Here is a 20217-nt window from a genome sequence, read left to right on the forward strand (position 1 = left end):
CAGCGGTTTTGTGAGAGGCTAATAAAAAACTCCCAGGAGATAATTGGGCCAGATGAAGAATCAGAATGCGCTATTAGCGAATAATGAACCGCTGTTGCGCGACCTGCAGTTGTTCTGCGAAGTGGCGCGCCGCTCAAGCTTCATCGCCGCCGCCACCGAGATCGGCCTGTCGCCGGCGCATGTCAGCAAGCGCATTGCCACCCTCGAGACCTTGCTGGGGGTCAAGCTGTTCAACCGCACCACGCGGCGGGTGAATATCACCAGCGACGGCGAGGCGGCGTTCATCTGGGCGCAGAAGATTCTCGAGAACGTCGAGTCGATGCTCGAGTCGTTGTCCGCTGCCCACAGCGAGCCGCGCGGCACCCTGCGTATCAGCACCAGCCTGCGCCTGGGCCGCGAGCACATCGCGCCGATCTTGTCGCTGTTGCGCAAGCGTCACCCGACCCTGGATATCTGGCTGGAACTGCTCGACCGCCGGGTCGACCTGATTGGCGAGAACTTCGATATCGACATCCGCGTCGGCGAGGTGCAGGAAAAACACCTGATCGCTCACCGCATCGCCGAGAACAAGCGGGTGCTGGCGGCATCGCCGGATTACCTGGCGCGGCGCGGGCCGGTGCGGGTACCGGCGGAACTGGCCCAGCACGATTGCCTGCTGTTTCGCAGCCGCGACGACCGCTTTGGCGTGTGGCGACTGGTCGGCCCGGGCGGGCCGGAAACCGTCAAGGTCACCGGGCCCATGGCCGCCAACCACAGCGATATCGTCCGCCAATGGGCGATGGGCGGGCACGGCATCATCATGGCTTCGTACTGGGACGTGGCCGCCAGCTTGCAGGAGGGGTCGCTGGTCAGGGTGTTGCCGGCCTATCACCAGCCGGCGGATGTCTGGGCGGTGACGGCGGCGCGTTCGGGTAGCTCGGCGAAGGTCCGCAGTTGCGTGGCGTTCTTGCGTGAGCAACTGGCGCAGGGGCCGTTTGCGCTGGCGGTGGGTGGCTGAGGGGGCATCGCGGGGCAGGCCGTCGCCGCATCGCCGATCCCACAGGTGCTGTACAGGCCTGGAAGTGTGGTAGTAACTGTCTTAAGAAGCTTGCAAGTATTGGGGCAGCCAGGCTGTGTTTGAGCTGATCCATTTGATGATGAGGCGCTGCCGGCGCCTTCCGCCCTTACGGCGGGTCACTTTTGCTTGGCGGCAAAAGTAACCAAAAACGCCCTGTCCCTTCATCGGCCCTGCGCTGCGCTCCGGGTTCCCTCCTTCCACCCTTGCTCCCGTGGGGGCGCGCCGAAGGGCCGTCCCTGGCCCTACGGCGCTCGCCGGCCATCCATGGCCGTCGCCCCACTACGCAAGGGTTCCACTCGGCCTTCTGCAAGGGACGATAGGTGGCGTCTGCAATTACGTACATCTAGAAGCAAAGGTGAGGTGTGAGCAGCATCGCCAATGGATCAGCTCGCGCCTCTAAAAGCCTACGCTACCTGTGGGAGTCGGCCTTGCCGGCGATGGGCTGCACAAGCAGCCCCAAGCACTCAATCGCCGGCTTGCACCTGCAGCATCCACTGCCCGTCGATTTCACGCACCAGGCCGCTGGCCAGGAACAACGGCAGCAGGCGCTTGTGCAGCTGCGGTTCAACAAAACCTTTCACTGCGCTCAGGTCCAGCGCACCCAGCGCCGGCAGATCGGCCTTGGTGTACGAAAGCCAGGCCTTCTTCAGTGCATTGAGCACATCGCTGCCCGCGGTGTTGGCAAAGCGCCGGTTGAGCGTCTGGCCGTCGAGCACGAAGGTGTGCTGGTACTCGTAGCCTGTTTCGTCACCGCCGCTGGTGCGGCAGCGGATACAGGTGCAAGGCCCGTCGCCGAAGGCTTTTTGCAGGTAGTTGTTGAAATCCACCACGGGCTTGAGCCCCAGGCGCTTGTCGACCTCGAACATGTCCGAGGTCAGGTTCTGTTCAGCACTCAATGTCATTCCTCTGACAGGTTTTACCGGGGGGCACAATACCAGCCGGGGCGGGCCGAGGGTACCTTCGTGCGTCGCCTCGTCGATAGGCGCGGGCTTTTTCCGGGCCGCTCCATTACCCTATGCGCCCGTGAGCGTCAGCAGACGCCGATAGAATTGTCGTTGGAGTTCGACCATGTACAACTACACAGCCACCGTAACCGTCAGCGACGACCTGCATGCAGACGTTGAAGCGGTGGAAAACGTTGCAATTCGGGTGGGTCTTGAAGCCGTTACCGAGACGCTGAAGAAGGTCCACTTTGTCGGTGCCCTGGCCGCTCCGGACAAGGCGACGCACATCTGCGTGACCCTCGATAACGGCCTGACCTACTACGGTCCGATCGTCAACGGCCACGCCGAGCTGGAAGGCGGCTGGATTGCGTTCGAGAGCGACATGCTCACGCCCGAAGAACTGGGCCTGTAATCAGTTGGGCTACAACAGCCCGGCCCAGAGCAACCCGGCCAGGTACAAGGCCACGCCGAACACCCCATGGGCCAGCAGGCTGCGTGCCCGCGCCAGATTCGGCTTGGGGGTTTTCGAGGCAAAGACACCGGCGCCCATGCCGGGCTGCATGATCAGGTAGGGCGCCGCCACGGTCGCCAGGCCAAGCACAAATGCTGGCACAAACCGTGGCTGTTGCGCCCACTCCAGCCCGCAGAGGGCGAGCAGCAAAGCGGCGAATATCACCCCGATAAGGTAATGCGCACTCCAGCCAATCAGCCGCTCGTTGGCCAGTGCAGGCGCCTTGGCGATGCTCTGGTGGGCGAACTGCCCGCGCGGCATATGGCCGATCCAGCGACCGACCAAACCCCAGTTCGGCCCGGCCATGCCCAGCACGCGCAGCTGGAACAGTGACCAGAGATCGGCAATGGCGGTGGCCGTCACGCCAATCAGTATCGCAAGGGTCAATCCTTCAAGCATGGCGTACTCCTTTTAATAACATTCAATAGATTGATTGAATGATTGGCCAATGCTACCTTGCTGTCAATGACTGATATGAAAACCCAGCAACACCAGCAGATTGCCGAGCTGGCGCGGACTCTTGGCCACGCCCATCGTCTGAACCTGCTCGAACAGATGGCGGGCGGTGAGCGGGCCGTCGAGCAACTGGCCCAGCAGTGCGAGCTGTCGGTGGCCAACGCCTCCCAGCACCTGCAGCACTTGCGCCGCGCCGGCTTCGTGCAGACCCGCCGTGATGGCAAGCGCGTGCTCTACCGGCTCAGCGCCGGGCCGATCACCGAGGTGCTGGCGGCGCTCGGGCAATTGGCCGCGTTCAACCGTGCGGCGATCCGCGAGCTGATGAGCGATAGCCTGAGTGCGCCTGAACAGCTGGAAGGGATCAGCAGGGAAGAGCTGCTTGAGCGTTTGCAGGAGCACAGCGTGACCCTGCTCGATGTGCGCCCGGCCGAGGAATTTGCCCAGGGGCACTTGCCGGGGGCGATCAATATTCCATTCAGCGAATTGCAGCAGCGCCTGGGTGAGCTGCCGGCCAGCCAGGAAGTGGTCGCCTATTGCCGTGGGCCCTGGTGCGTGTTTTCCCGCGATGCGGTGACGGCCCTGAAAGCCGGGGGCTTCAAGGCGCGTCATTACCTTGCGGGCGTTGAGCAGTGGCCCGGGCCGCTGCAGGGTTAAGCCAGCTCGCCAAGGCAGCGTTCGAGGATATCAAGGCCTTCTTCCAGCACCTCAGGCTCGATGGTCAGCGGTGCCAGCAAGCGGATGATGTGCCGCGCCTTGCCGCTGGGCATCAGCAGCAGGCCGGCGCTCCTGGCCGCTGCCAGCAGGTGTGCCAGCTGCGCCGTGGCCGGACTGCCATTGGCGTTGACCAGCTCGATGCCACGCATCGCGCCGGTGCCGGTCAGGCGGCCCAGGTAAGGTGAAAGTTTGTTGGCCTGCCAGCGTTCGAAGCGCCTGAGCAGCGCCGCTTCCTGCTGCTCGCCCCAGGTTGCCAGGTTGGCATCGCTCATTTCATCCAGGGTGGCCAGCGCGGCGGCGCAGGCTATAGGGTTGCCGGAGTAGGTACCGCCCAGGCCGCCTTTGGGCAGGTTGTCGACCAGCGCCTTGCGCCCGACCACCGCGCCCAGCGGCATGCCGCCGGCAATACTCTTGGCCAGCAACAGCAGGTCCGGCTCGATGCCCAGGCGCGGGAAGGCGAAGCGCTGGCCGGTGCGGCCAAAACCCGACTGGATTTCATCGATGATGAGCAGGATCCCGTGCTGGTCGCAGAAGCTGCGCAGGGCCTGGGCGAACGCAGGTTCCATGGCCAGGAAGCCGGCCTCGCCCTGCACCGGTTCAAAGATGAAGGCGGCCACGTCATTGACGTCGATCTCGACGCTGAACAGGCGCTGCATGGCCTCGAGCGCCTGCTCGGTGCTCACCCCGGTGTCCTGGCTGGGGAAGGGCAGGTGATACACCGGCCCCGGCAGCACGCCGACGCGTTGCTTGTAGGGCGCGACCTTGCCGTTGAGGTTGAGGGTCGCCAGGGTGCGGCCATGAAAGCCGCCGTCAAAGGCGATGATCGCGGTCTTGCCGGTGGCACCGCGAGCGATCTTCAGGGCGTTTTCTGCAGCTTCCGCACCGCTGTTGGTGAGCATGCCACTGAGCGGGTAAGACACTGGCACGAACTGCGCCAGCCGGTGCATCAGCTCGATGTAGGGCTCATGCCCGGCGGCGTTGAAGGCGTAGTGGGTCAGGCGCGTGGCCTGCGTCTGGATGGCGGCAACAATTCGCGGGTGGCAGTGGCCCAGGTTCAACACGCCAATACCGCCAACAAAATCAATATAGCGTTTGCCGTCGGTGTCCCAGACTTCCGCGTTTTTACCGTGTGACAGTGTAATAGGGTGAACTACGGAAATAGACTGGCTAATAGTTTCGTGACTCATTTGCCCGCGGCCTCGCTGCAGTTTCTTATTATCTAAGCGAGCCGCGGTTATTCAGTGCAAACGAAATAAAGGATTGCAATCATTCCTTCAATTCCGGAACTTGCCCGCCACTGCCCACGCGCTCAACGATCCACTCGACAAAGGCGCGAACCTTGGGTACCTCGGCGGCATGCTCGGCGTGGGCGATAAAATGCGAGCCCTCGCTGGTTTTCGGGTGGTTCCAGGGGATCGCCAATTTGCCTTCGGCCAGCTCCTCGGCCACCAGATAACGCGGGACAAGGGCGATGCCGCAGCCGGCCTGGGCGGCGCGGATGCACATGTAGAAGGTGTCGAAGCGTGGGCCGTGGTAGCTGTTCTGGCTGTGCAGGCCCTGGCCGAGAAACCACTCATGCCAGGCCTCGGGCCGCGAGGTGCACTGCAGCAGGCGGTGTTCGGTGAGTGATTCGGCACTGTCGAAGTGCTGCCGGGCCAGCAGGTCCGGGGCGCACACCGGCACCACCTGCTCCTTGAACAGCTCGATGCAGGTTGCCCCGGGCCAGGTGCCCTGGCCGAAAAAGAAGGCGATGTCGGCCTTGGCCTGAACCAGGTCGAAGGGTTCCAGTTCGTTGCGGATGTCCAGGTGAATACGCGGATGGCGCTCGCCGAAGCCCTTGAGGTTGGGCACCAGCCAACGCTCGCCGAAGGTCGGCTGGGTGGCGATGCGCAGCACTTCGGTCTCACCGCCATAACTGAGGATGTAGCGGCTGGACATGTCCAGTTGCACCAGGATCTTGTTCACCTCGGCCAGGTACAGGGCGCCGGCCGGGGTCAGGTGCAGGCGCCGGCGGATGCGCTGGAACAGCGGGTGCGAGAGCATCTCTTCAAGCTGCGCGACCTGCTTGCTCACCGCGCTCTGGGTCAGGTGCAGCTCTTGGGCTGCACGGGTAAAACTCAGGTGCCGGGCGGCGGCTTCGAAGCACTGCAGGGCGGTGGTGGAGGGCATCAGGCGTTTGGACATGGGCGGGGTCAACCTGGCGAAAAAGAGATGAGGTCATTCCGTTACGGAATCATGTGCTTCTAAAAGGTCGTTTGTGAGCAGCGGCCCTATAGATTAATACTGACCTGCATCAACGATTTCAACCCGTATCCGCTGTAGGAGAATAATAAGATGGTTGCTGAACTACTTACCCGTTTGGGCGTGCCTGAAAGTTTATATAACGGCGGCACTCATGCTGTTTTTACGCCCATCGACGGCAGCCAGATCGCAGCGCTTATCCTGGAAGACAAAGCGGCGGTAACCCGTCGTATCGACGCCGCCCATGGGGCCTTCTTGCGCTGGCGTGATGTGCCGGCGCCACGGCGTGGCGAACTGGTGCGGCTGTTCGGCGAAGTGCTGCGCAAGCACAAGGCCGAGCTCGGCGAGCTGGTGTCGATCGAAGCCGGCAAGATCACCCAGGAAGGCCTGGGCGAAGTGCAGGAAATGATCGACATCTGCGACTTCGCCGTCGGCCTGTCGCGTCAGCTCTATGGCCTGACTATCGCCTCCGAGCGCCCGGGCCACCATATGCGTGAAACCTGGCACCCGTTGGGCGTGGTTGGAGTGATCAGCGCCTTCAACTTCCCCGTCGCGGTCTGGGCCTGGAACACCACCCTGGCATTGGTGTGCGGCAACGCCGTGGTCTGGAAGCCGTCGGAGAAAACCCCGCTGACCGCGCTGGCCTGCCAGGCGCTGTTCGAAAAAGCCCTGAAAGCCTTTGGTGATGCGCCAGAAGGCCTGAGCCAGTTGATCATCGGTGATCGTGAGGCCGGCGAAGCGCTGGTCGATGATCCGCGCGTGCCGCTGGTCAGCGCCACCGGCAGCACCCGCATGGGCCGTGAAGTCGGCCCGCGGGTGGCTGCACGTTTCGGCCGCAGCATCCTCGAACTCGGTGGCAACAACGCGATGATTCTTGCACCGAGTGCCGACCTGGATCTGGCCGTGCGCGGCATCCTCTTCAGCGCCGTCGGTACTGCTGGCCAGCGCTGCACCACCTTGCGCCGGCTGATCGTCCATCGCTCGATCAAGGACGAAGTGGTCGCCCGGGTCAAAGCCGCCTATGCCAAGGTTCGTATCGGCGACCCGCGTAAAGACAACCTGGTCGGTCCGCTGATCGACAAGCAGTCCTACAGCGCCATGCACAATGCCCTGACCCAGGCCCGCGATGAAGGCGGCCAGGTGTTTGGCGGCGAGCGCCAGTTGCAGGGCCAGTACCCGAACGCCTACTACGTGGCCCCGGCGATCGTCGAGATGCCTGGCCAGAGCGCCGTGGTTCGTCATGAAACCTTCGCACCGATCCTCTACGTGCTGGCCTACGACGAATTCGAAGAAGCCCTGCGCCTGAACAACGAAGTGCCGCAAGGCCTGTCGTCGTGCATCTTCACCACCGACTTGCGCGAAGCTGAACGCTTCCAGAGTGCCGCGGGCAGTGACTGCGGGATTGCCAACGTCAACATCGGCACCAGCGGTGCGGAGATTGGCGGGGCGTTTGGCGGTGAGAAGGAAACCGGTGGCGGCCGTGAGTCGGGCTCGGATTCGTGGAAGGCCTACATGCGCCGGCAGACCAATACCGTGAACTATTCCCGCGAGCTGCCGTTGGCGCAGGGGATTGTCTTCGACTGACGGGCCCTATCGCGGGACAAGCCCGCTCCCACAGGGGAGGTGATCTCTGTGGGAGCGGGCTTGACCCGCGATCAGAACACCACCGTACAAGAACAAGCAGTAGAGGGTTACCCATGGCATCGCTACAACAAAAGAAACAGCGTTCGCTGCAACACGGTCTGACCTCGCGCCAGGTGTCGATGATCTCCATTGCCGGGATCATCGGCGCCGGGCTGTTCATTGGCTCGTCCACGGCCATCGCCACCGCCGGGCCGGCCATTCTGATCTCCTACACCATGACCGGCCTGCTGGTGCTATTGGTGATGCGTATGCTCGGGGAGATGGCTATCGCCAACCCCAACAGCGGCTCGTTCTCCACCTACGCCAGCCAGGCCATCGGGCCCTGGGCAGGGTTTACCATCGGCTGGCTGTACTGGTGGTTCTGGGTGCTGATCATTCCGGTCGAGGCGATTGCCGGTGCCGATATCCTGCATGCCTACTTCCCCGGCGTGCCGTCGTGGCTGTTCGCCTTTCTGATCATGATCGTGCTGTCGGGCACCAACCTGATCAGCGTGAAGAACTTCGGCGAGTTCGAGTACTGGTTCGCGCTGATCAAGGTCATTGCCATTCTTGCCTTTATTGGCGTCTGCACCCTGGCGGTGTTCGGCTTCTGGCCACTGGCCGAAGTCTCCGGCGTGCAGCAACTGTGGGCCACTGGCGGCTTCATGCCCAACGGCTTTGGCGCGGTGCTCGGCGGTGTGCTGGTGACCATTTTCTCGTTCTTCGGCGCCGAGATCGTCACCATCGCCGCCGACGAAACGTCCAACCCCAAGGACAAGATCCGCAGGGCCACCAACCTGGTGGTGTACCGCATCGCGATCTTCTACATCGTCTCGATCTTCTTCATCGTTTCGCTGGTGGCCTGGAACGACCCGGGCCTCAAGGCCGTTGGCTCGTTCCAGCGCGTGCTGGAAGTGCTCAACGTGCCGGGCGCCAAGCTGATGGTCGACCTGGTGGTGCTGGTGGCGGTGACCAGTTGCATGAACTCGGGGCTTTATACCGCCTCGCGCATGCTCTACTCGCTGGGCTCGCGGGGCGAGGCGCTGAAGATGACCAAGCGTATCTCCGGCAATGGCGTGCCGACCGTGGCGGTGATTCTCTCGACCTTCGCAGGCTTTGCCGGTTGCCTGGTCAACTATGTGTTCCCCGGCAAGGTCTTCGGCTTTTTGCTCTCGACCACTGGCGCCATCGCCTTGTTGGTCTACCTGGTGATCGCCGTGTCGCAACTGCGCATGCGCGCCATCACTGATCGCCAGGGCACCGAGCTTGCGTTCAAGATGTGGCTGTTCCCGTGGCTGACCTGGCTGGTCATCGGCCTGATTACCCTGGTGCTCGGCTACATGCTGATCAGCCCGGCCTACCGCTATGAAACCCTGATGACCGCGGGGGTGACCCTGGCCATCCTGCTGATCTCGCTGACCCGCCGTAAAACACCGGCCAGCGAGCCGGCCAGCAGCCCGGCGGTATCGGCCAAAGGCCTCTAGCGCGGCGCTTGGCACGGCAAAAGCCCATGACCGGTTCATGGGCTTTTTCGTTGTCCGGCGTTACTATCGGCGTTGCTTTCCCTTTAAAAAACCGACAATCAGGAAGCCTATGAGTACCCAAGCCTTATCCCTGCAGGAACTGGCCGCCCCCGAAGGCGTCTGCTACGGCTGCGGCTGTTCCCACCCCAGCGGCCTGCACCTGAAGAGCCACTGGGACGCCGACGGTATCCACCTGCTGTGCCGCCACTCGCCCGACAGCACCTTCCTCGGCTGGCCGGGGCTGGTCTATGGCGGTTTGCTGGCGATGCTGGTCGACTGCCATTCGAACTGGACCGCCATGGCCTACCACTACCGCGCCGAAGGCCGCGAGCCGGGCGGCCTGCCACGTATCGACTGCGTCACCGGCCAGCTCAGCCTGACCTACCTGAAACCCACGCCGATGGGCGTCGAGCTGCTGCTCAAGGCCCGGGTCGAGGGTGAAGTGGGGCGCAAGAGCCGGGTGATCTGCGAAGTCTGGGCCGACGACGTGCTGACCGTCAGCGCTGACTCGGTGTTCGTCCGGGTCGACACCGAAAAGCTCAAGCACAAGGCCCACGGCACCGCTTAAAACGGCACGGCAATGGTCAACTGGCTGTAGACGTTGGTGCCATTGCCGCCAACCTGGTTGCCGCCGTCATCGCTGCTCTTGCGCGGCTGGTACAGGCCCAGCAGCGGGCTGATGATCAGGTGCTCGCTGACCGCCCATTCGGCGTACAGGTCCAGCTCGCGGCCGTCGAGGTTCAGCGTGCCGCGCTCGTGCAGGGTCTTGTAGTTGAACAGCAGCACGCCCAGGGTCAGGGCCTCCACAGGCGTGGCCTTGAGGCCGACAAAGTGCACGTCGTTGTTGCTGTTGAACGGGCCTGAATAGTTGCCCGTGACCTCGCCCTGGAACCAGGTGCCGTAGCCGCGGTTCATGCCGTTGAACATCGAGTCCCAGCCTTCGGAATAGCGGCTGTAGCGGTAGGTCAGGTCCGGGCGCCAGGGCACCTCGGCAAAGGTGTAGCCGGCTTCGGCGTACCAGGCTTTCTCCGGCCCTGCGTGCTTGTTTTGCCAGGCATATTCGAAGGCGAAATGCGCGTTCTCGACCCCGGCATCACCGGCGCCGCGCAGGCTGTAGATGTCCATGCCTTCACGTTGTTTCTGGAACTCGCTGGCATAGCGATCATCGACATTCAGGCCGCGAATGTAAGTCAGTTCCAGGGTGCCGGGGGCAGCGCTGTAGGCCAGGGTGCCGGCGGCCAGTTCGCTGTTGGCCTGGGCGCGGTTGTCCGACTTCATCCACAACAGGCTGCCATGCAGGCCATCCTTGGCGCCCAGGCGCAGTACTGCGGTCTTGTCGAAAGCATGGCGGGCGGCCAGATAATAGGCGCCGCCGCGATTGAGCTCGCCGTCGGCCGGGCCCTTGCCGAAGTTCAGGCCGTCGTCGTTGATGATGAAGCCATCGCCGAGGGTGATGACCTGGCGACCGAACGACAGGTCCAGGCCATCCTCGCCCAGTGCCGGGATCAGTTTGCCCGAGCGCCAGCCGGCGAAGGCTTCGTCGAATTTAGTCGTGCGTTCGCTGCCATCGCTGATGCCGGCAGCATCGCCGTCGCCCCAGGTCGCCGAGCTGACCAGGTTGGCGGTGCCGTAAACCGTGCCCAGTTCGCCCAGGCGCTGGTCGGCGCTCAAGCCATATTTGATAAAGCCTTCGCGCCAGGTCGAGCCGCCTGGGGTGCCGTCGTAATTCTTGCGGCTGTTGAACAGGCCGTACACGGCGAGGAAGTTGGCGTTCAGGTGGGTGTCGTCATCGGCATACAGCTCAAGTGCCTGAGCCGGGGGCAGGGCCAGCAGCAGACTGAGGCTGGTGCCCTTGAGCAAATGGGGGAGGCGGGTGGTCATGGCGCAGGTTCCCTAAAGGAGGCGTTGGTGGCCGCCATTTAGGGTTCGAAGGCCCCGGCAGGTCTTTGCTTTGCCTGCCAGGGCGGTTGATCCTGCTCGCCAGCAGGTTTAGCGCAGGGTAGCGGCCATCTTCGCGAACACGTCGAGCACGGCGCTGGCCAGGTCCTTGCTGCGTTGGCCGTTCCAGCCGGTTTCGGCGTTGGGCGCGTCGTCGTGGTCTTTGAACGGCATCTCAAGGGTCAGCGACAGGCAGTCATGGGCCTGGCCGACGCTGTTGCAGGCCAGGGTCATATTGGCCTGGCCAGGGGCGGAGCGCGGGTAGCCATGGACCTGCTGGAAGTCCACGGTGCGCTTGCACAGCCTGTCGCGGAAGGTGGTTTCCAGGGCAGCGATACGCGCGTTGTAGCCGGGGTTGCCTTCGCAGCCGGCGGTGAACACGTGGGGGATTTCTTCGTCGCCGTGCACGTCGAGGAACAGGTCGACGCCGTGCAGCTTCATCTGCTGCTGGGCGAAGAATACCTCCGGGCTCTTGTCGATGCTCGCATCCTGCCAGGCGCGGTTCAGGTCCTGGCCCTTGGCGTTGGTGCGCAGGTGGCCGTGGATGGCGCCGTCGGGGTTCATGTTCGCGATCAGGTACAGGTCGGCTTCCTGCAGCAAGGCCTGGATCGTCGGGTCATTGTCTTGCAGGCGGTCGATCACCCCCTCCATGAACCACTCGGCCATGTGCTCACCCGGGTGCTGCTGGGCGATGATCCACAGTTTGCGCTTGGTTGCGGCGCCGTCGCCGGCGCGCAGCAACTGGATGTCACGGCCTTCGACGCTGCGGCCGGTGGCCAGCAGTTCAACGCCAGGCAGGCTGGTGGCGCGTTCAATCAACTGATTGTGGCGCGCGCGCGGGTAGGGCTCGAAATAGGCAAACCAGGCCTGGGGCTGTTCGGCCTTGAGGCTGAATTCGAGGGCCTTGCGGTCGAAAGTGGTGGGCACCCGGAACCACTGTTGCTGGTCGTAGGAGGCCACGGCCTGGTAACCGCTCCAGGCCTCGTGGTAGGACGAGGCACCGGCGTTTTCCAGGACAAAACCATGGGTCTGGCCCGGGGTCAGCCCCGCAGCCTTGAAGTGGAACCACTGGAAGTGCTCGCTGCGGGTGTCGGGGCGGATCTCCAGGCGCACCCGTGCAGGGTCACTGGCATCCTTGACGAGGATGTTGCCGGAATCGAAATCGCAGTCGATGTGCAGGGGGGACAGCGTCACGGTCATCACCAGGCTCCATGTAGAGTTGTTGTGGCAACTACTCTACACGCCTGGCTCAGGACCAGAAACCGATCGCTGCCAATGCCGCCAGGCCCAGGCCGATGGCCACCGAGCAACCGCCCAGCGACAGCGCGGCGCGTGGTTGCCGGTACCAGCCGTCCTCGCCCAGTTGGCGCGCCGGAGCCAGCAGCGAGCGCCAGCGCAGCTCGGTGGCGTGGAACGCCTCGCGGTGTGTCGGGGCGCTGTCTAGCCAGCGGCGAAAATCGATGCGTTCGCTGGCCGTCACGTCCGGGCTTTGCAGGCGTACGTACCACTGGCCGGCGATGCTCGCCAGGGCGTCGCGCTCTTCGCGGGCAATCTGCAGCGCCTGGTTCATGTGGCGCTCGACAGTGATGGCCGGCAGGTCGAGGCGCTCGGCAATGCTGGCGAACGACAGTTGATCGAGGCGGCTGAGGAGGAATACCTGCTGAACGCGGCGCGGCAGCTTTTTCAGGCGCTGAAGCAGGGCATCGTCCGCCAGATGGTGGGAAAGGGGATTGTGTTCAAGGGGCAGCAACAGACGGGTCATGTACAAGCTCCTTGCTGGTCGGTGGAGTGGGGGCGTCTTCCTTGACGCTGCAACAGCTTATTCGTAACGAGATTGATTCTCAAGTGCTAATTCCGTAAAGCGCTGTTACAACCATTCACTGTGCGACATTCATTTGCTATCATCGCGGCCATTCAAGCAACACCCATCTTCATTAGCCTGAAGACCAAAAAAAGACCCGGCAAAAAGCCGGGTCAAAAACCGTGATTAGCCTGATGAGGAGATAATCTGAGAGTCCGACCTAAGGGCTTTCAGTTTATCCAACCAGTCTCGCGACCAGTTGTGAGCAATAATAATCGTTATCATTTGCAAGTCAAATGAATTTTCTGTCATTGCGTAAAAACTTTTACGCAGTGCGCTCCCTCCTGACCGGCGGACACCAGCACCCGCCTTAGGTCGACTCCCACGTAACGTTCTGCAACAGGCTCAGGAATGCTCCTGATTGGCTGCCGTGCGCTCGAGCATGGCCCTGGCCATGTTGATCATGTGCATCGACGCCAGCGCCAGGTCGCGCGGTACGCCTTGCATGCCGTCAGCCGATTCGTAGGCGGTGGCGGCAGCGCAGCGCAATATATTGCTGGCATGGGCGGTGGCCTGGGCGCTGCTGAGGCCCTCACGGGCGACCAGCAGCGGCTCGTCGGGGCCAAAGGTCACCGGTGCCGGGTTGAGGTAGTAATCCAGCGCGCGCCGGGCGGCATCACTGTTACTTAATGCTTCGGAATCAAGGCTGAGGTCCGTTTCAGGGGATATCGGTTTCATGCGTCTGCCTGCTGTTTGGGTAAGCGATGAAAGGTGTTGGCAGATATTAATACGCTCTGTAGTTATGACTATTGTTTAAATACTACAATATGTGTATTGAGCGCCAGAAGGCAGTCCGTATCGTGCCAGCGATGGATAAATGGACTGACCTGGTTAAAGCCAGGATGCGTGAACTGAAAGTCACGCAGGAAAATCTCGCCGAACGCATCGGGGTCACCCAGGGCGCCGTGGGCCATTGGCTGCGCGAGGAGCGCGAGCCGAAACTGCGGGTGCTCAACCAGATTCTGGTGGAAGTGGGGCTGCCGCCGCTGCAGATGGTTTTCCCCAATCAGGTGTCGGAAAGCAACGGTTCCTACACGGTATCGGGCAACCCGACTACTGTGGCTGGCGCCGATGGCCTACAGCACGAACTGTATTTTCGCTACCCGATTCTGGCCTGGGGCAATCTTGACCCGGTTGAGGTGGCCGATGACACGCCGTTGCAGTCAACCGACTATAAAGCGCAGGGGCGGGCGTTCTGGCTCAGGGTCGAAGGCGACGCGATGACCGCGCCGTTGGGCTTGAGCGTGCCCGAGGGCATGCTGATCCTGGTCGATACCGGGCTTGCGGCCGAACCCGGCAAACTGGTGATCGCGCGTTCGCCAGGCAGCACGGCAACGAGTTTTCGCCAGTTGAGCGAGGAGGGCGGCCAGCGCTACTTGCGCCCGCTCAACCCGACCTATCCCAAGGCCTTGTGCAGCGAGCAGTGTGAGTTGCTGGGGGTGGTGGTGCAGGCATTGGTCAAGTTTTGAGCTGAATCTCATCGCGGGGCAGGCGACCCGACTTGCCCCGCGATGAGGCCCTCAAGCCTCGTCCAGCTCCACCAGCACAGCCCCTTCACTGACCATCTCGCCTTCCTGGCAGAACAGCGCCTTGACTGTCCCGGCATGGGGCGCGCGGATGCTGTGTTCCATCTTCATGGCTTCCAGCACCACCAGCTGCGTGCCAGCTTCCACCGCCTGGCCAACCTCCACCAGCACCCGTACGATGCTGCCGTTCATTGGCGCGCCAAGGCCGCCCTGATGGCTGTGGCTGGCATCGGCCTCGGCAATCGGGTCGTAGCGGTTGACGCTGTGCAGCTCGCCGTCCCATTGCAGGTACAGGGTCTGGCCACGGCGGATTGCCAGGTGCCGGCGGCGCAGGCCGTCTTCGTCGATCAGTAGCTGCTCGCCGTCCAGGGTCAGCTTCGATGCATCCGTCTGAGTCAGGTTGATGACCCGAGCTTCACCGTTGCAGGTCAGGTGCAGGCTGACCTGCGCCGGCACGCCGGCACGAAAGCCGTTGTTGGCGGCCCACGGCGAGTGACGGTCATCGTCACGCGGTCGCAGCGGCTGGCTCTGGATGAAGGCTTCGGCCGCCGCCTGCCAGAACGCCGCCGGCAAGGCTTGCGCTGCCGGTAGCAATTGTTCCTGATAACGCGGGATGAACCCGGTATCCAGCTCGGCCTCGGCAAATGCCGGGTGGGCGAGGATGCGCCGCAGAAAGGCGATATTGGTTTTCAGCCCGCCGATGGCAAACTCGTCGAGCATCGCCAGCAAGCGCAAGCGCGCCTGCTCGCGGGTTTCGCCCCAGGCGATCAGTTTGCCGAGCATCGGGTCATAGAACGGCGAGACGTCGTCGCCTTCGCTGACGCCGCTGTCCACCCGTCGGCCTTCGCCCGGCGCCGACTCGCGGTACAGCGCCAGGTGGCCGGTGGCCGGGAGAAAGTCATTGGCCGGGTCTTCGGCATACAGGCGCACTTCGATGGCATGGCCGTTGAGCGGCACCTGCGCCTGGGTGATTGGCAATGGCTCGCCACAGGCGACGCGGATCTGCCAGGCGACCAGGTCCAGGCCGGTGATCGCTTCGGTGACCGGGTGTTCGACCTGTAGGCGGGTGTTCATCTCCATGAAGAAGAACTCGCCGCGGGCATCGAGCAGAAACTCCACAGTACCGGCACCGACATAGCCGATGGCCTGGGCCGCCTTGACCGCCGCTTCGCCCATGGCCTGGCGCTGGGCGCTGCTCAGGCCCGGGGCAGGGGCTTCTTCGACGACCTTCTGGTGCCGGCGCTGGATCGAGCAGTCGCGCTCGTTGAGGTACAGGCAGTTGCCGTGCTGGTCGGCGAACACCTGGATCTCTACGTGGCGCGGCTTGAGCACGTATTTTTCCACCAGCATGCGCGCATCGCCGAACGACGACTGCGCTTCACGCTGGGCCGAGGCCAGGGCTTCGCCGAGCTGGCTTTCGTGCTCGACCACCTTCATGCCTTTGCCGCCGCCGCCAGCGGTAGCCTTGAGCAGCACCGGGTAGCCGATTTTCTCGGCGGCGGCGCGGAAGGTTTCCAGGTCCTGGGCTTCGCCGTGATAACCCGGCACCAGCGGCACGCCGGCCTGTTCCATCAGGGCCTTGGCCGCCGACTTGCTGCCCATGGCATCGATGGCGCTGGCCGGTGGGCCGAGGAAAATCAGCCCGGCCTGCTCGACGGCGCGGGCAAAGCCTGTGTTCTCGGACAAAAAGCCGTAGCCGGGGTGGATCGCCTGGGCGCCGCTGGCTTTGGCCGCGGCCAGCAGCTTGTCGATGTCCAGGTAGCTGTCAGCGGCCTTGGCGCCGCCGAGGTCGACGCGAATGTCAGCTTCGCGGCTGTGCCGCGCTTCACGGTCGATGGCGCTGTGCACGGCCACAGTGGTCAGGCCCAGGGCCTTGGCGGTGCGCATCACCCGGCAGGCGATCTCGCCGCGGTTGGCGACCAGCAGGGTGGTCAACGGGGTGCGGCTCATGGGCGCGGCTCCTTGTGCGACGGTTGGCCCTGCCAGGCCGGGCTGCGTTTTTCCAGGAAGGCGCGCAGGCCTTCCTGGCCTTCAGGGCTGACGCGAATGCGGGCGATGGCGTTTTCGCAGTAGCGGCGGATGGCCGGGGTCAGCTCGCCGGGGCCGACTTCACGCAGCAGCTCCTTGCTGGCACGCATGGCCTGCGGGCTGTTGAGCAGCAGGTTGTCGATCCAGTTGTCGACCTGCTGTTCCAGCTCGGCGGCCGGGTAGGCTTCGGCCAGCAGGCCCAGCTCACGGGCGCGCTCACCGCTGAAGCGTTCGGCGGTGAGGGCGTAGCGGCGTGCGGCGCGCTCGCCCATGGCCTGGACCACGAACGGGCTGATCACCGCTGGCGCCAGACCGATGCGCACTTCCGACAGGCACAGCTGCGCGTCACTGGCGCCAATGGCCATGTCGCAGCAGCTGATCAGGCCCAGGGCGCCACCAAAGGCTGCGCCTTGCACCACCGCCAGGGTCGGCACCTTGAGCCGCGCCAGGTTGTACATCAGCTCGGCCAGCTCGCGGGCGTCGTCAAGGTTGGTGTTGTAATCCAGTTGCGCCGACTGCTGCATCCAGGCCAGGTCGGCACCGGCGCTGAAGTGCCGGCCACGGCCGCGCAGCAGCACGAAACGCAGGCTGCTGTCGGCGCCGATATGGTCGATGGCGATGATCAGCTCGCGGATCATCTGCGCGTTGAAGGCGTTGTTCTTGTCTTCCCGGCTCAGCCACAGGGTGGCGAAACCACGGGGGTCCTTGATCAGTTCAAGGGTAGTGAAGTCGCTCATGGTCACATCCGGAAAATGCCGAAACGGCTCTGTTCGATCGGTGCGTTGAGGGCCGCGGACAACGCCAGGCCAAGGATCTCGCGGGTTTGCGCCGGGTCGATGACGCCGTCGTCCCACAGCCGGGCGCTGGAGTAGTAAGGGTGACCCTGGTGCTCGTACTGGTCGAGGATCGGCTGCTTCAGACGCGCTTCGTCTTCGGCGCTGAAGGCCTGGCCGCTGCGCTCGCTCTGCTCGCGCTTGACCTGGGCGAGCACGCCGGCGGCCTGTTCGGCGCCCATCACGCCGATCCGTGCGTTTGGCCACATCCACAAGAAGCGCGGGTCGTAGGCGCGGCCGCACATGCCGTAGTTGCCGGCGCCAAAGCTGCCGCCGATGATCACGGTGAACTTCGGCACCTGGGCGCAGGCCACCGCGGTGACCAGCTTGGCGCCATGCTTGGCGATGCCACCGGCCTCGTACTTCTGGCCGACCATGAAGCCGGTAATGTTCTGCAAGAACAGCAGCGGGATGCCGCGCTGGCAGGCCAGCTCGATGAAGTGCGCGCCTTTTTGCGCAGCTTCTGCGAAGAGGATGCCGTTGTTGGCCAGGATCGCTACCGGATACCCGTGCAGGTGGGCAAAGCCGCACACCAGAGTGGTGCCGAACAACGCCTTGAACTCATCGAATACCGAGCCGTCGACCAGCCGCGCAATTACCTCGCGCACATCGAACGGCTGCTTGGCATCGGCCGGCACCACGCCGTACAGCTCTTCACTGCTGTACAGCGGCGCCACCGGCGCGCGCTGCTGCAACTCGCCGAGCTTGTGCCAGTTGAGGTTGGCCACGCAGCGCCGGGCGATGGCCAGGGCGTGTTCGTCGTTGTCGGCATAGTGGTCGGCGACGCCGCTGGTTTTGCAGTGTACGTCGGCGCCGCCGAGGTCTTCGGCGCTGACCACTTCGCCGGTGGCAGCCTTGACCAGCGGGGGGCCGGCAAGAAAGATCGTCGCCTGCTGGCGGACCATGATCGCTTCGTCGGCCATGGCCGGCACATAGGCCCCGCCGGCGGTGCACGAGCCCATGACCACGGCGATCTGGGGAATGCCGAGGGCGCTCATGTTGGCCTGGTTGAAGAAGATCCGCCCGAAGTGCTCGCGGTCAGGGAACACTTCATCCTGGCGCGGCAGGTTGGCGCCACCGGAGTCCACCAGGTACAGGCACGGCAGGCGGTTCTGCAGGGCGATGGCCTGGGCGCGCAGGTGTTTTTTCACCGTTAGCGGGTAGTAGGAGCCGCCTTTGACCGTGGCGTCGTTGGCGACGATCATGCATTCGACGCCTTCGACCCGGCCAATGCCGGCGATCACGCCTGCGGCCGGGACGTCTTCGCCGTACACCTCATGGGCGGCCAGCTGGCCGATTTCAAGGAACGGCGAACCTGCGTCGAGCAGGCGGTCGATACGTTCGCGTGGCAGCAGTTTGCCCCGCGAGGTGTGCCGCTCCTGGGCCTTGGGCCCACCGCCCTGGTGCACCTGGGCGATCAGGCTGCGCAAGGCGTCGACCTGGTTCGCCATGGCGGCGTAGCTCTGCGCGAACTCTGCTGACTTCGGATTGATGTGAGACTTGATGATCATTGTGGTTCCTCACGCAGAATCAAGCGACAAGCTTCAAGCTGCAAGACTGATCTGTGTTATGGCGGCAGTCGCGAGCCGTCAGCACTGCGCGGGCTGCATCGACTTGCCGCTTGTAGCTTGCTGCTAAGCGCTTCAGCGCGTCTCTTGGAAGAGTTCGCGGCCGATCAGCATCCGGCGGATCTCACTGGTGCCGGCGCCGATCTCGTAGAGCTTGGCATCGCGCAGCAGGCGGCCGGCCGGGAATTCGTTGATGTAGCCGTTGCCTCCCAGAATCTGGATCGCCTCAAGGGCCATCTGGGTGGCGCGCTCGGCGGTGTAGAGGATGACCCCGGCGGCGTCCTTGCGCGTGGTTTCGGCGCGGTCGCAGGCCTGGGCCACGGCGTACAGGTAGGCGCGGCTGGCGTTGAGCTGGGTGTACATGTCGGCGATTTTGCCCTGGATCAGCTGGAACTCGCCGATGCTCTGGCCGAACTGCTTGCGGTCATGGATGTAGGGCACCACCAGGTCCATGCAGGCCTGCATGATCCCGGTCGGGCCGCCGGAGAGCACCACACGCTCGTAGTCCAGGCCGCTCATCAGTACTTTGACGCCGCCGTTGAGCACGCCGAGGATGTTCTCTTTGGGTACTTCGACGTTGTCGAAGAACAGCTCGCAGGTGTTCGAGCCGCGCATGCCCAGCTTGTCGAACTTGTTGCTGCGGCTGAAGCCTTTCCAGTCGCGTTCGACAATAAAGGCGGTGATGCCGTGGGCGCCTTTGTCGAGGTCGGTCTTGGCGTAGATCACGTAGGTGTTGGCGTCCGGGCCGTTGGTGATCCAGGTCTTGCTGCCGTTGAGGACGAAGTGGTCGCCGCGCTGTTCGGCGCGCAGTTTCATCGATACCACGTCGGAACCGGCATTCGGCTCGCTCATGGCCAGGGCGCCGATGTGCTCGCCACTGATCAGCTTGGGCAGGTACTTGGCTTTCTGCTCGGCGTTGCCGTTGCGGTTGATCTGGTTGACGCAGAGGTTGGAATGGGCGCCGTAGGAGAGGGCGACCGAGGCCGAGCCGCGGCTGATTTCTTCCATGGCCACCACGTGGGCCAGGTAGCCCAGGCCGGCGCCGCCGTATTCTTCACTGACGGTGATGCCCAGCAGGCCCATGTCACCGAACTTGCGCCACATGTCGGCGGGGAACAGGTTGTCCTGGTCGATCTGCGCGGCGCGCGGCGCCAGCTCTGCGGCGACGAAGGACTGCACCTGGTCGCGAAGCATGTCGATGGTTTCGCCCAGGGCGAAGTTCAGGGTCGGATAACGCATGCGGGCACCTATTGTTGATTGTTCTTGGATTAAGGGTGCTTGTGCTGGCCTCATCGCAGGTTATGCCCGCTCCTACAGTTCTTGGTGGGAGCGGGCTTGCCCCGCGATAGCCTCACAACACAAACCCTGTTTGTCAGTAACCTTTACGTTAACGT

The 20217-nt window shown here is 63.6% G+C and carries 19 protein-coding genes; 7 read left to right on the forward strand and 12 right to left on the reverse strand.

All coding sequences use genetic code 11. From position 1 onward, the window contains the following. The first annotated feature begins 52 nt into the window (after positions 1-52). On the forward strand, positions 53-997 hold the full coding sequence (locus LOY37_RS11640; RefSeq protein ID WP_258716941.1) for a LysR family transcriptional regulator: 945 nt from the start codon (positions 53-55) through the stop codon (positions 995-997). Positions 998-1521: 524 nt separating this feature from the next. Here LOY37_RS11640 and LOY37_RS11645 read toward each other — a convergent pair. After that, positions 1522-1953, reverse strand: a complete 432-nt coding sequence (locus LOY37_RS11645) for a hypothetical protein (RefSeq protein ID WP_045196835.1) — start codon at positions 1951-1953, stop codon at positions 1522-1524. A gap of 172 nt (positions 1954-2125) precedes the next feature. Here LOY37_RS11645 and LOY37_RS11650 point away from each other — a divergent pair, with 172 nt between their 5' ends. Then, positions 2126-2413 (forward strand): hypothetical protein, encoded by a 288-nt coding sequence (locus LOY37_RS11650; RefSeq protein ID WP_258716942.1) that lies wholly within the window; start codon positions 2126-2128, stop codon positions 2411-2413. A gap of 9 nt (positions 2414-2422) precedes the next feature. On the opposite strand, the gene LOY37_RS11655 is transcribed toward LOY37_RS11650, so the two are convergent. Continuing rightward, positions 2423-2911, reverse strand: a complete 489-nt coding sequence (locus LOY37_RS11655) for a DUF2938 domain-containing protein (protein ID WP_258716943.1) — start codon at positions 2909-2911, stop codon at positions 2423-2425. A gap of 75 nt (positions 2912-2986) precedes the next feature. Between LOY37_RS11655 and LOY37_RS11660 the strand changes: the two genes are divergently transcribed. After that, on the forward strand, positions 2987-3622 hold the full coding sequence (locus tag LOY37_RS11660) for a metalloregulator ArsR/SmtB family transcription factor (protein WP_258716944.1): 636 nt from the start codon (positions 2987-2989) through the stop codon (positions 3620-3622). Here the strand turns inward: LOY37_RS11660 and LOY37_RS11665 are convergent. Beyond that, positions 3619-4869, reverse strand: coding sequence for an aspartate aminotransferase family protein (locus LOY37_RS11665; protein ID WP_213601542.1), 1251 nt, complete (start codon positions 4867-4869; stop codon positions 3619-3621). The genes LOY37_RS11660 and LOY37_RS11665 overlap by 4 nt on opposite strands. A 79-nt stretch (positions 4870-4948) precedes the next feature. Then, positions 4949-5866, reverse strand: coding sequence for a LysR substrate-binding domain-containing protein (locus tag LOY37_RS11670; protein ID WP_045196844.1), 918 nt, complete (start codon positions 5864-5866; stop codon positions 4949-4951). A gap of 150 nt (positions 5867-6016) precedes the next feature. Here LOY37_RS11670 and LOY37_RS11675 point away from each other — a divergent pair, with 150 nt between their 5' ends. From LOY37_RS11675 to LOY37_RS11685, 3 genes are all read left to right on the forward strand, one after another. Next, positions 6017-7507, forward strand: a complete 1491-nt coding sequence (locus tag LOY37_RS11675) for an aldehyde dehydrogenase family protein (protein WP_258716945.1) — start codon at positions 6017-6019, stop codon at positions 7505-7507. Positions 7508-7620: 113 nt separating this feature from the next. Beyond that, positions 7621-9030, forward strand: coding sequence for an amino acid permease (locus tag LOY37_RS11680; RefSeq protein ID WP_258716946.1), 1410 nt, complete (start codon positions 7621-7623; stop codon positions 9028-9030). 109 nt (positions 9031-9139) lie between these two features. Beyond that, positions 9140-9637: a PaaI family thioesterase gene (locus LOY37_RS11685; protein WP_258716947.1), complete on the forward strand. Its 498-nt coding sequence runs from the start codon at positions 9140-9142 to the stop codon at positions 9635-9637. Here LOY37_RS11685 and LOY37_RS11690 read toward each other — a convergent pair. The 4 genes from LOY37_RS11690 to LOY37_RS11705 all read right to left on the reverse strand — a co-directional run bounded on the left by LOY37_RS11690 (position 9634) and on the right by LOY37_RS11705 (position 13546). Beyond that, positions 9634-10950, reverse strand: a complete 1317-nt coding sequence (locus LOY37_RS11690) for an alginate export family protein (RefSeq protein ID WP_258716948.1) — start codon at positions 10948-10950, stop codon at positions 9634-9636. The genes LOY37_RS11685 and LOY37_RS11690 overlap by 4 nt on opposite strands. A gap of 108 nt (positions 10951-11058) precedes the next feature. Then, a complete protein-coding gene (locus LOY37_RS11695) occupies positions 11059-12207 on the reverse strand; it encodes a M14-type cytosolic carboxypeptidase (protein ID WP_258716949.1) in 1149 nt (382 codons plus the stop codon). Between the two features lie 49 nt (positions 12208-12256). Further along, the gene (locus tag LOY37_RS11700) at positions 12257-12769 is read right to left on the reverse strand and encodes a DUF4880 domain-containing protein (protein ID WP_258716950.1); all 513 of its coding nucleotides are present in this window, start codon (positions 12767-12769) and stop codon (positions 12257-12259) included. A gap of 444 nt (positions 12770-13213) precedes the next feature. Beyond that, on the reverse strand, positions 13214-13546 hold the full coding sequence (locus LOY37_RS11705; RefSeq protein WP_045198511.1) for a DUF6124 family protein: 333 nt from the start codon (positions 13544-13546) through the stop codon (positions 13214-13216). 131 nt (positions 13547-13677) lie between these two features. Between LOY37_RS11705 and LOY37_RS11710 the strand changes: the two genes are divergently transcribed. Then, a complete protein-coding gene (locus tag LOY37_RS11710; RefSeq protein WP_045198513.1) occupies positions 13678-14337 on the forward strand; it encodes a LexA family transcriptional regulator in 660 nt (219 codons plus the stop codon). A 51-nt stretch (positions 14338-14388) separates the two neighbouring features. On the opposite strand, the gene LOY37_RS11715 is transcribed toward LOY37_RS11710, so the two are convergent. From LOY37_RS11715 to LOY37_RS11730, 4 genes are all read right to left on the reverse strand, one after another. Next, a complete protein-coding gene (locus LOY37_RS11715; RefSeq protein WP_258716951.1) occupies positions 14389-16344 on the reverse strand; it encodes an acetyl/propionyl/methylcrotonyl-CoA carboxylase subunit alpha in 1956 nt (651 codons plus the stop codon). Then, positions 16341-17159, reverse strand: a complete 819-nt coding sequence (locus LOY37_RS11720; RefSeq protein ID WP_045198517.1) for a gamma-carboxygeranoyl-CoA hydratase — start codon at positions 17157-17159, stop codon at positions 16341-16343. Before LOY37_RS11720 ends, LOY37_RS11715 begins: the two co-directional genes overlap by 4 nt. Before the next feature lie 2 nt (positions 17160-17161). Then, positions 17162-18766, reverse strand: coding sequence for a carboxyl transferase domain-containing protein (locus tag LOY37_RS11725; protein ID WP_045198519.1), 1605 nt, complete (start codon positions 18764-18766; stop codon positions 17162-17164). Positions 18767-18898: 132 nt separating this feature from the next. Next, positions 18899-20062: an isovaleryl-CoA dehydrogenase gene (locus LOY37_RS11730; protein ID WP_045198521.1), complete on the reverse strand. Its 1164-nt coding sequence runs from the start codon at positions 20060-20062 to the stop codon at positions 18899-18901. Between the last annotated feature and the right edge of the window lie 155 nt (positions 20063-20217).

The sequence above is a fragment of the Pseudomonas sp. B21-012 genome (genome assembly GCF_024749305.1).
Lineage (GTDB): Bacteria > Pseudomonadota > Gammaproteobacteria > Pseudomonadales > Pseudomonadaceae > Aquipseudomonas.

What these genes read in the sequence shown, in the direction of transcription:
- LOY37_RS11680 (WP_258716946.1), top strand. Translation starts at nt 7,621, where the DNA reads ATGGCATCGCTACAACAAAAGAAACAGCGTTCGCTGCAACACGGTCTG.
- LOY37_RS11700 (WP_258716950.1), bottom strand. Translation starts at nt 12,769, where the DNA reads ATGACCCGTCTGTTGCTGCCCCTTGAACACAATCCCCTTTCCCACCAT.
- LOY37_RS11720 (WP_045198517.1), bottom strand. Translation starts at nt 17,159, where the DNA reads ATGAGCGACTTCACTACCCTTGAACTGATCAAGGACCCCCGTGGTTTC.
- LOY37_RS11715 (WP_258716951.1), bottom strand. Translation starts at nt 16,344, where the DNA reads ATGAGCCGCACCCCGTTGACCACCCTGCTGGTCGCCAACCGCGGCGAG.
- LOY37_RS11650 (WP_258716942.1), top strand. Translation starts at nt 2,126, where the DNA reads ATGTACAACTACACAGCCACCGTAACCGTCAGCGACGACCTGCATGCA.
- LOY37_RS11670 (WP_045196844.1), bottom strand. Translation starts at nt 5,866, where the DNA reads ATGTCCAAACGCCTGATGCCCTCCACCACCGCCCTGCAGTGCTTCGAA.
- LOY37_RS11710 (WP_045198513.1), top strand. Translation starts at nt 13,678, where the DNA reads ATGGATAAATGGACTGACCTGGTTAAAGCCAGGATGCGTGAACTGAAA.
- LOY37_RS11665 (WP_213601542.1), bottom strand. Translation starts at nt 4,869, where the DNA reads ATGAGTCACGAAACTATTAGCCAGTCTATTTCCGTAGTTCACCCTATT.
- LOY37_RS11705 (WP_045198511.1), bottom strand. Translation starts at nt 13,546, where the DNA reads ATGAAACCGATATCCCCTGAAACGGACCTCAGCCTTGATTCCGAAGCA.
- LOY37_RS11640 (WP_258716941.1), top strand. Translation starts at nt 53, where the DNA reads ATGAAGAATCAGAATGCGCTATTAGCGAATAATGAACCGCTGTTGCGC.
- LOY37_RS11660 (WP_258716944.1), top strand. Translation starts at nt 2,987, where the DNA reads ATGAAAACCCAGCAACACCAGCAGATTGCCGAGCTGGCGCGGACTCTT.
- LOY37_RS11675 (WP_258716945.1), top strand. Translation starts at nt 6,017, where the DNA reads ATGGTTGCTGAACTACTTACCCGTTTGGGCGTGCCTGAAAGTTTATAT.
- LOY37_RS11725 (WP_045198519.1), bottom strand. Translation starts at nt 18,766, where the DNA reads ATGATCATCAAGTCTCACATCAATCCGAAGTCAGCAGAGTTCGCGCAG.
- LOY37_RS11695 (WP_258716949.1), bottom strand. Translation starts at nt 12,207, where the DNA reads ATGACCGTGACGCTGTCCCCCCTGCACATCGACTGCGATTTCGATTCC.
- LOY37_RS11730 (WP_045198521.1), bottom strand. Translation starts at nt 20,062, where the DNA reads ATGCGTTATCCGACCCTGAACTTCGCCCTGGGCGAAACCATCGACATG.
- LOY37_RS11655 (WP_258716943.1), bottom strand. Translation starts at nt 2,911, where the DNA reads ATGCTTGAAGGATTGACCCTTGCGATACTGATTGGCGTGACGGCCACC.
- LOY37_RS11690 (WP_258716948.1), bottom strand. Translation starts at nt 10,950, where the DNA reads ATGACCACCCGCCTCCCCCATTTGCTCAAGGGCACCAGCCTCAGTCTG.
- LOY37_RS11685 (WP_258716947.1), top strand. Translation starts at nt 9,140, where the DNA reads ATGAGTACCCAAGCCTTATCCCTGCAGGAACTGGCCGCCCCCGAAGGC.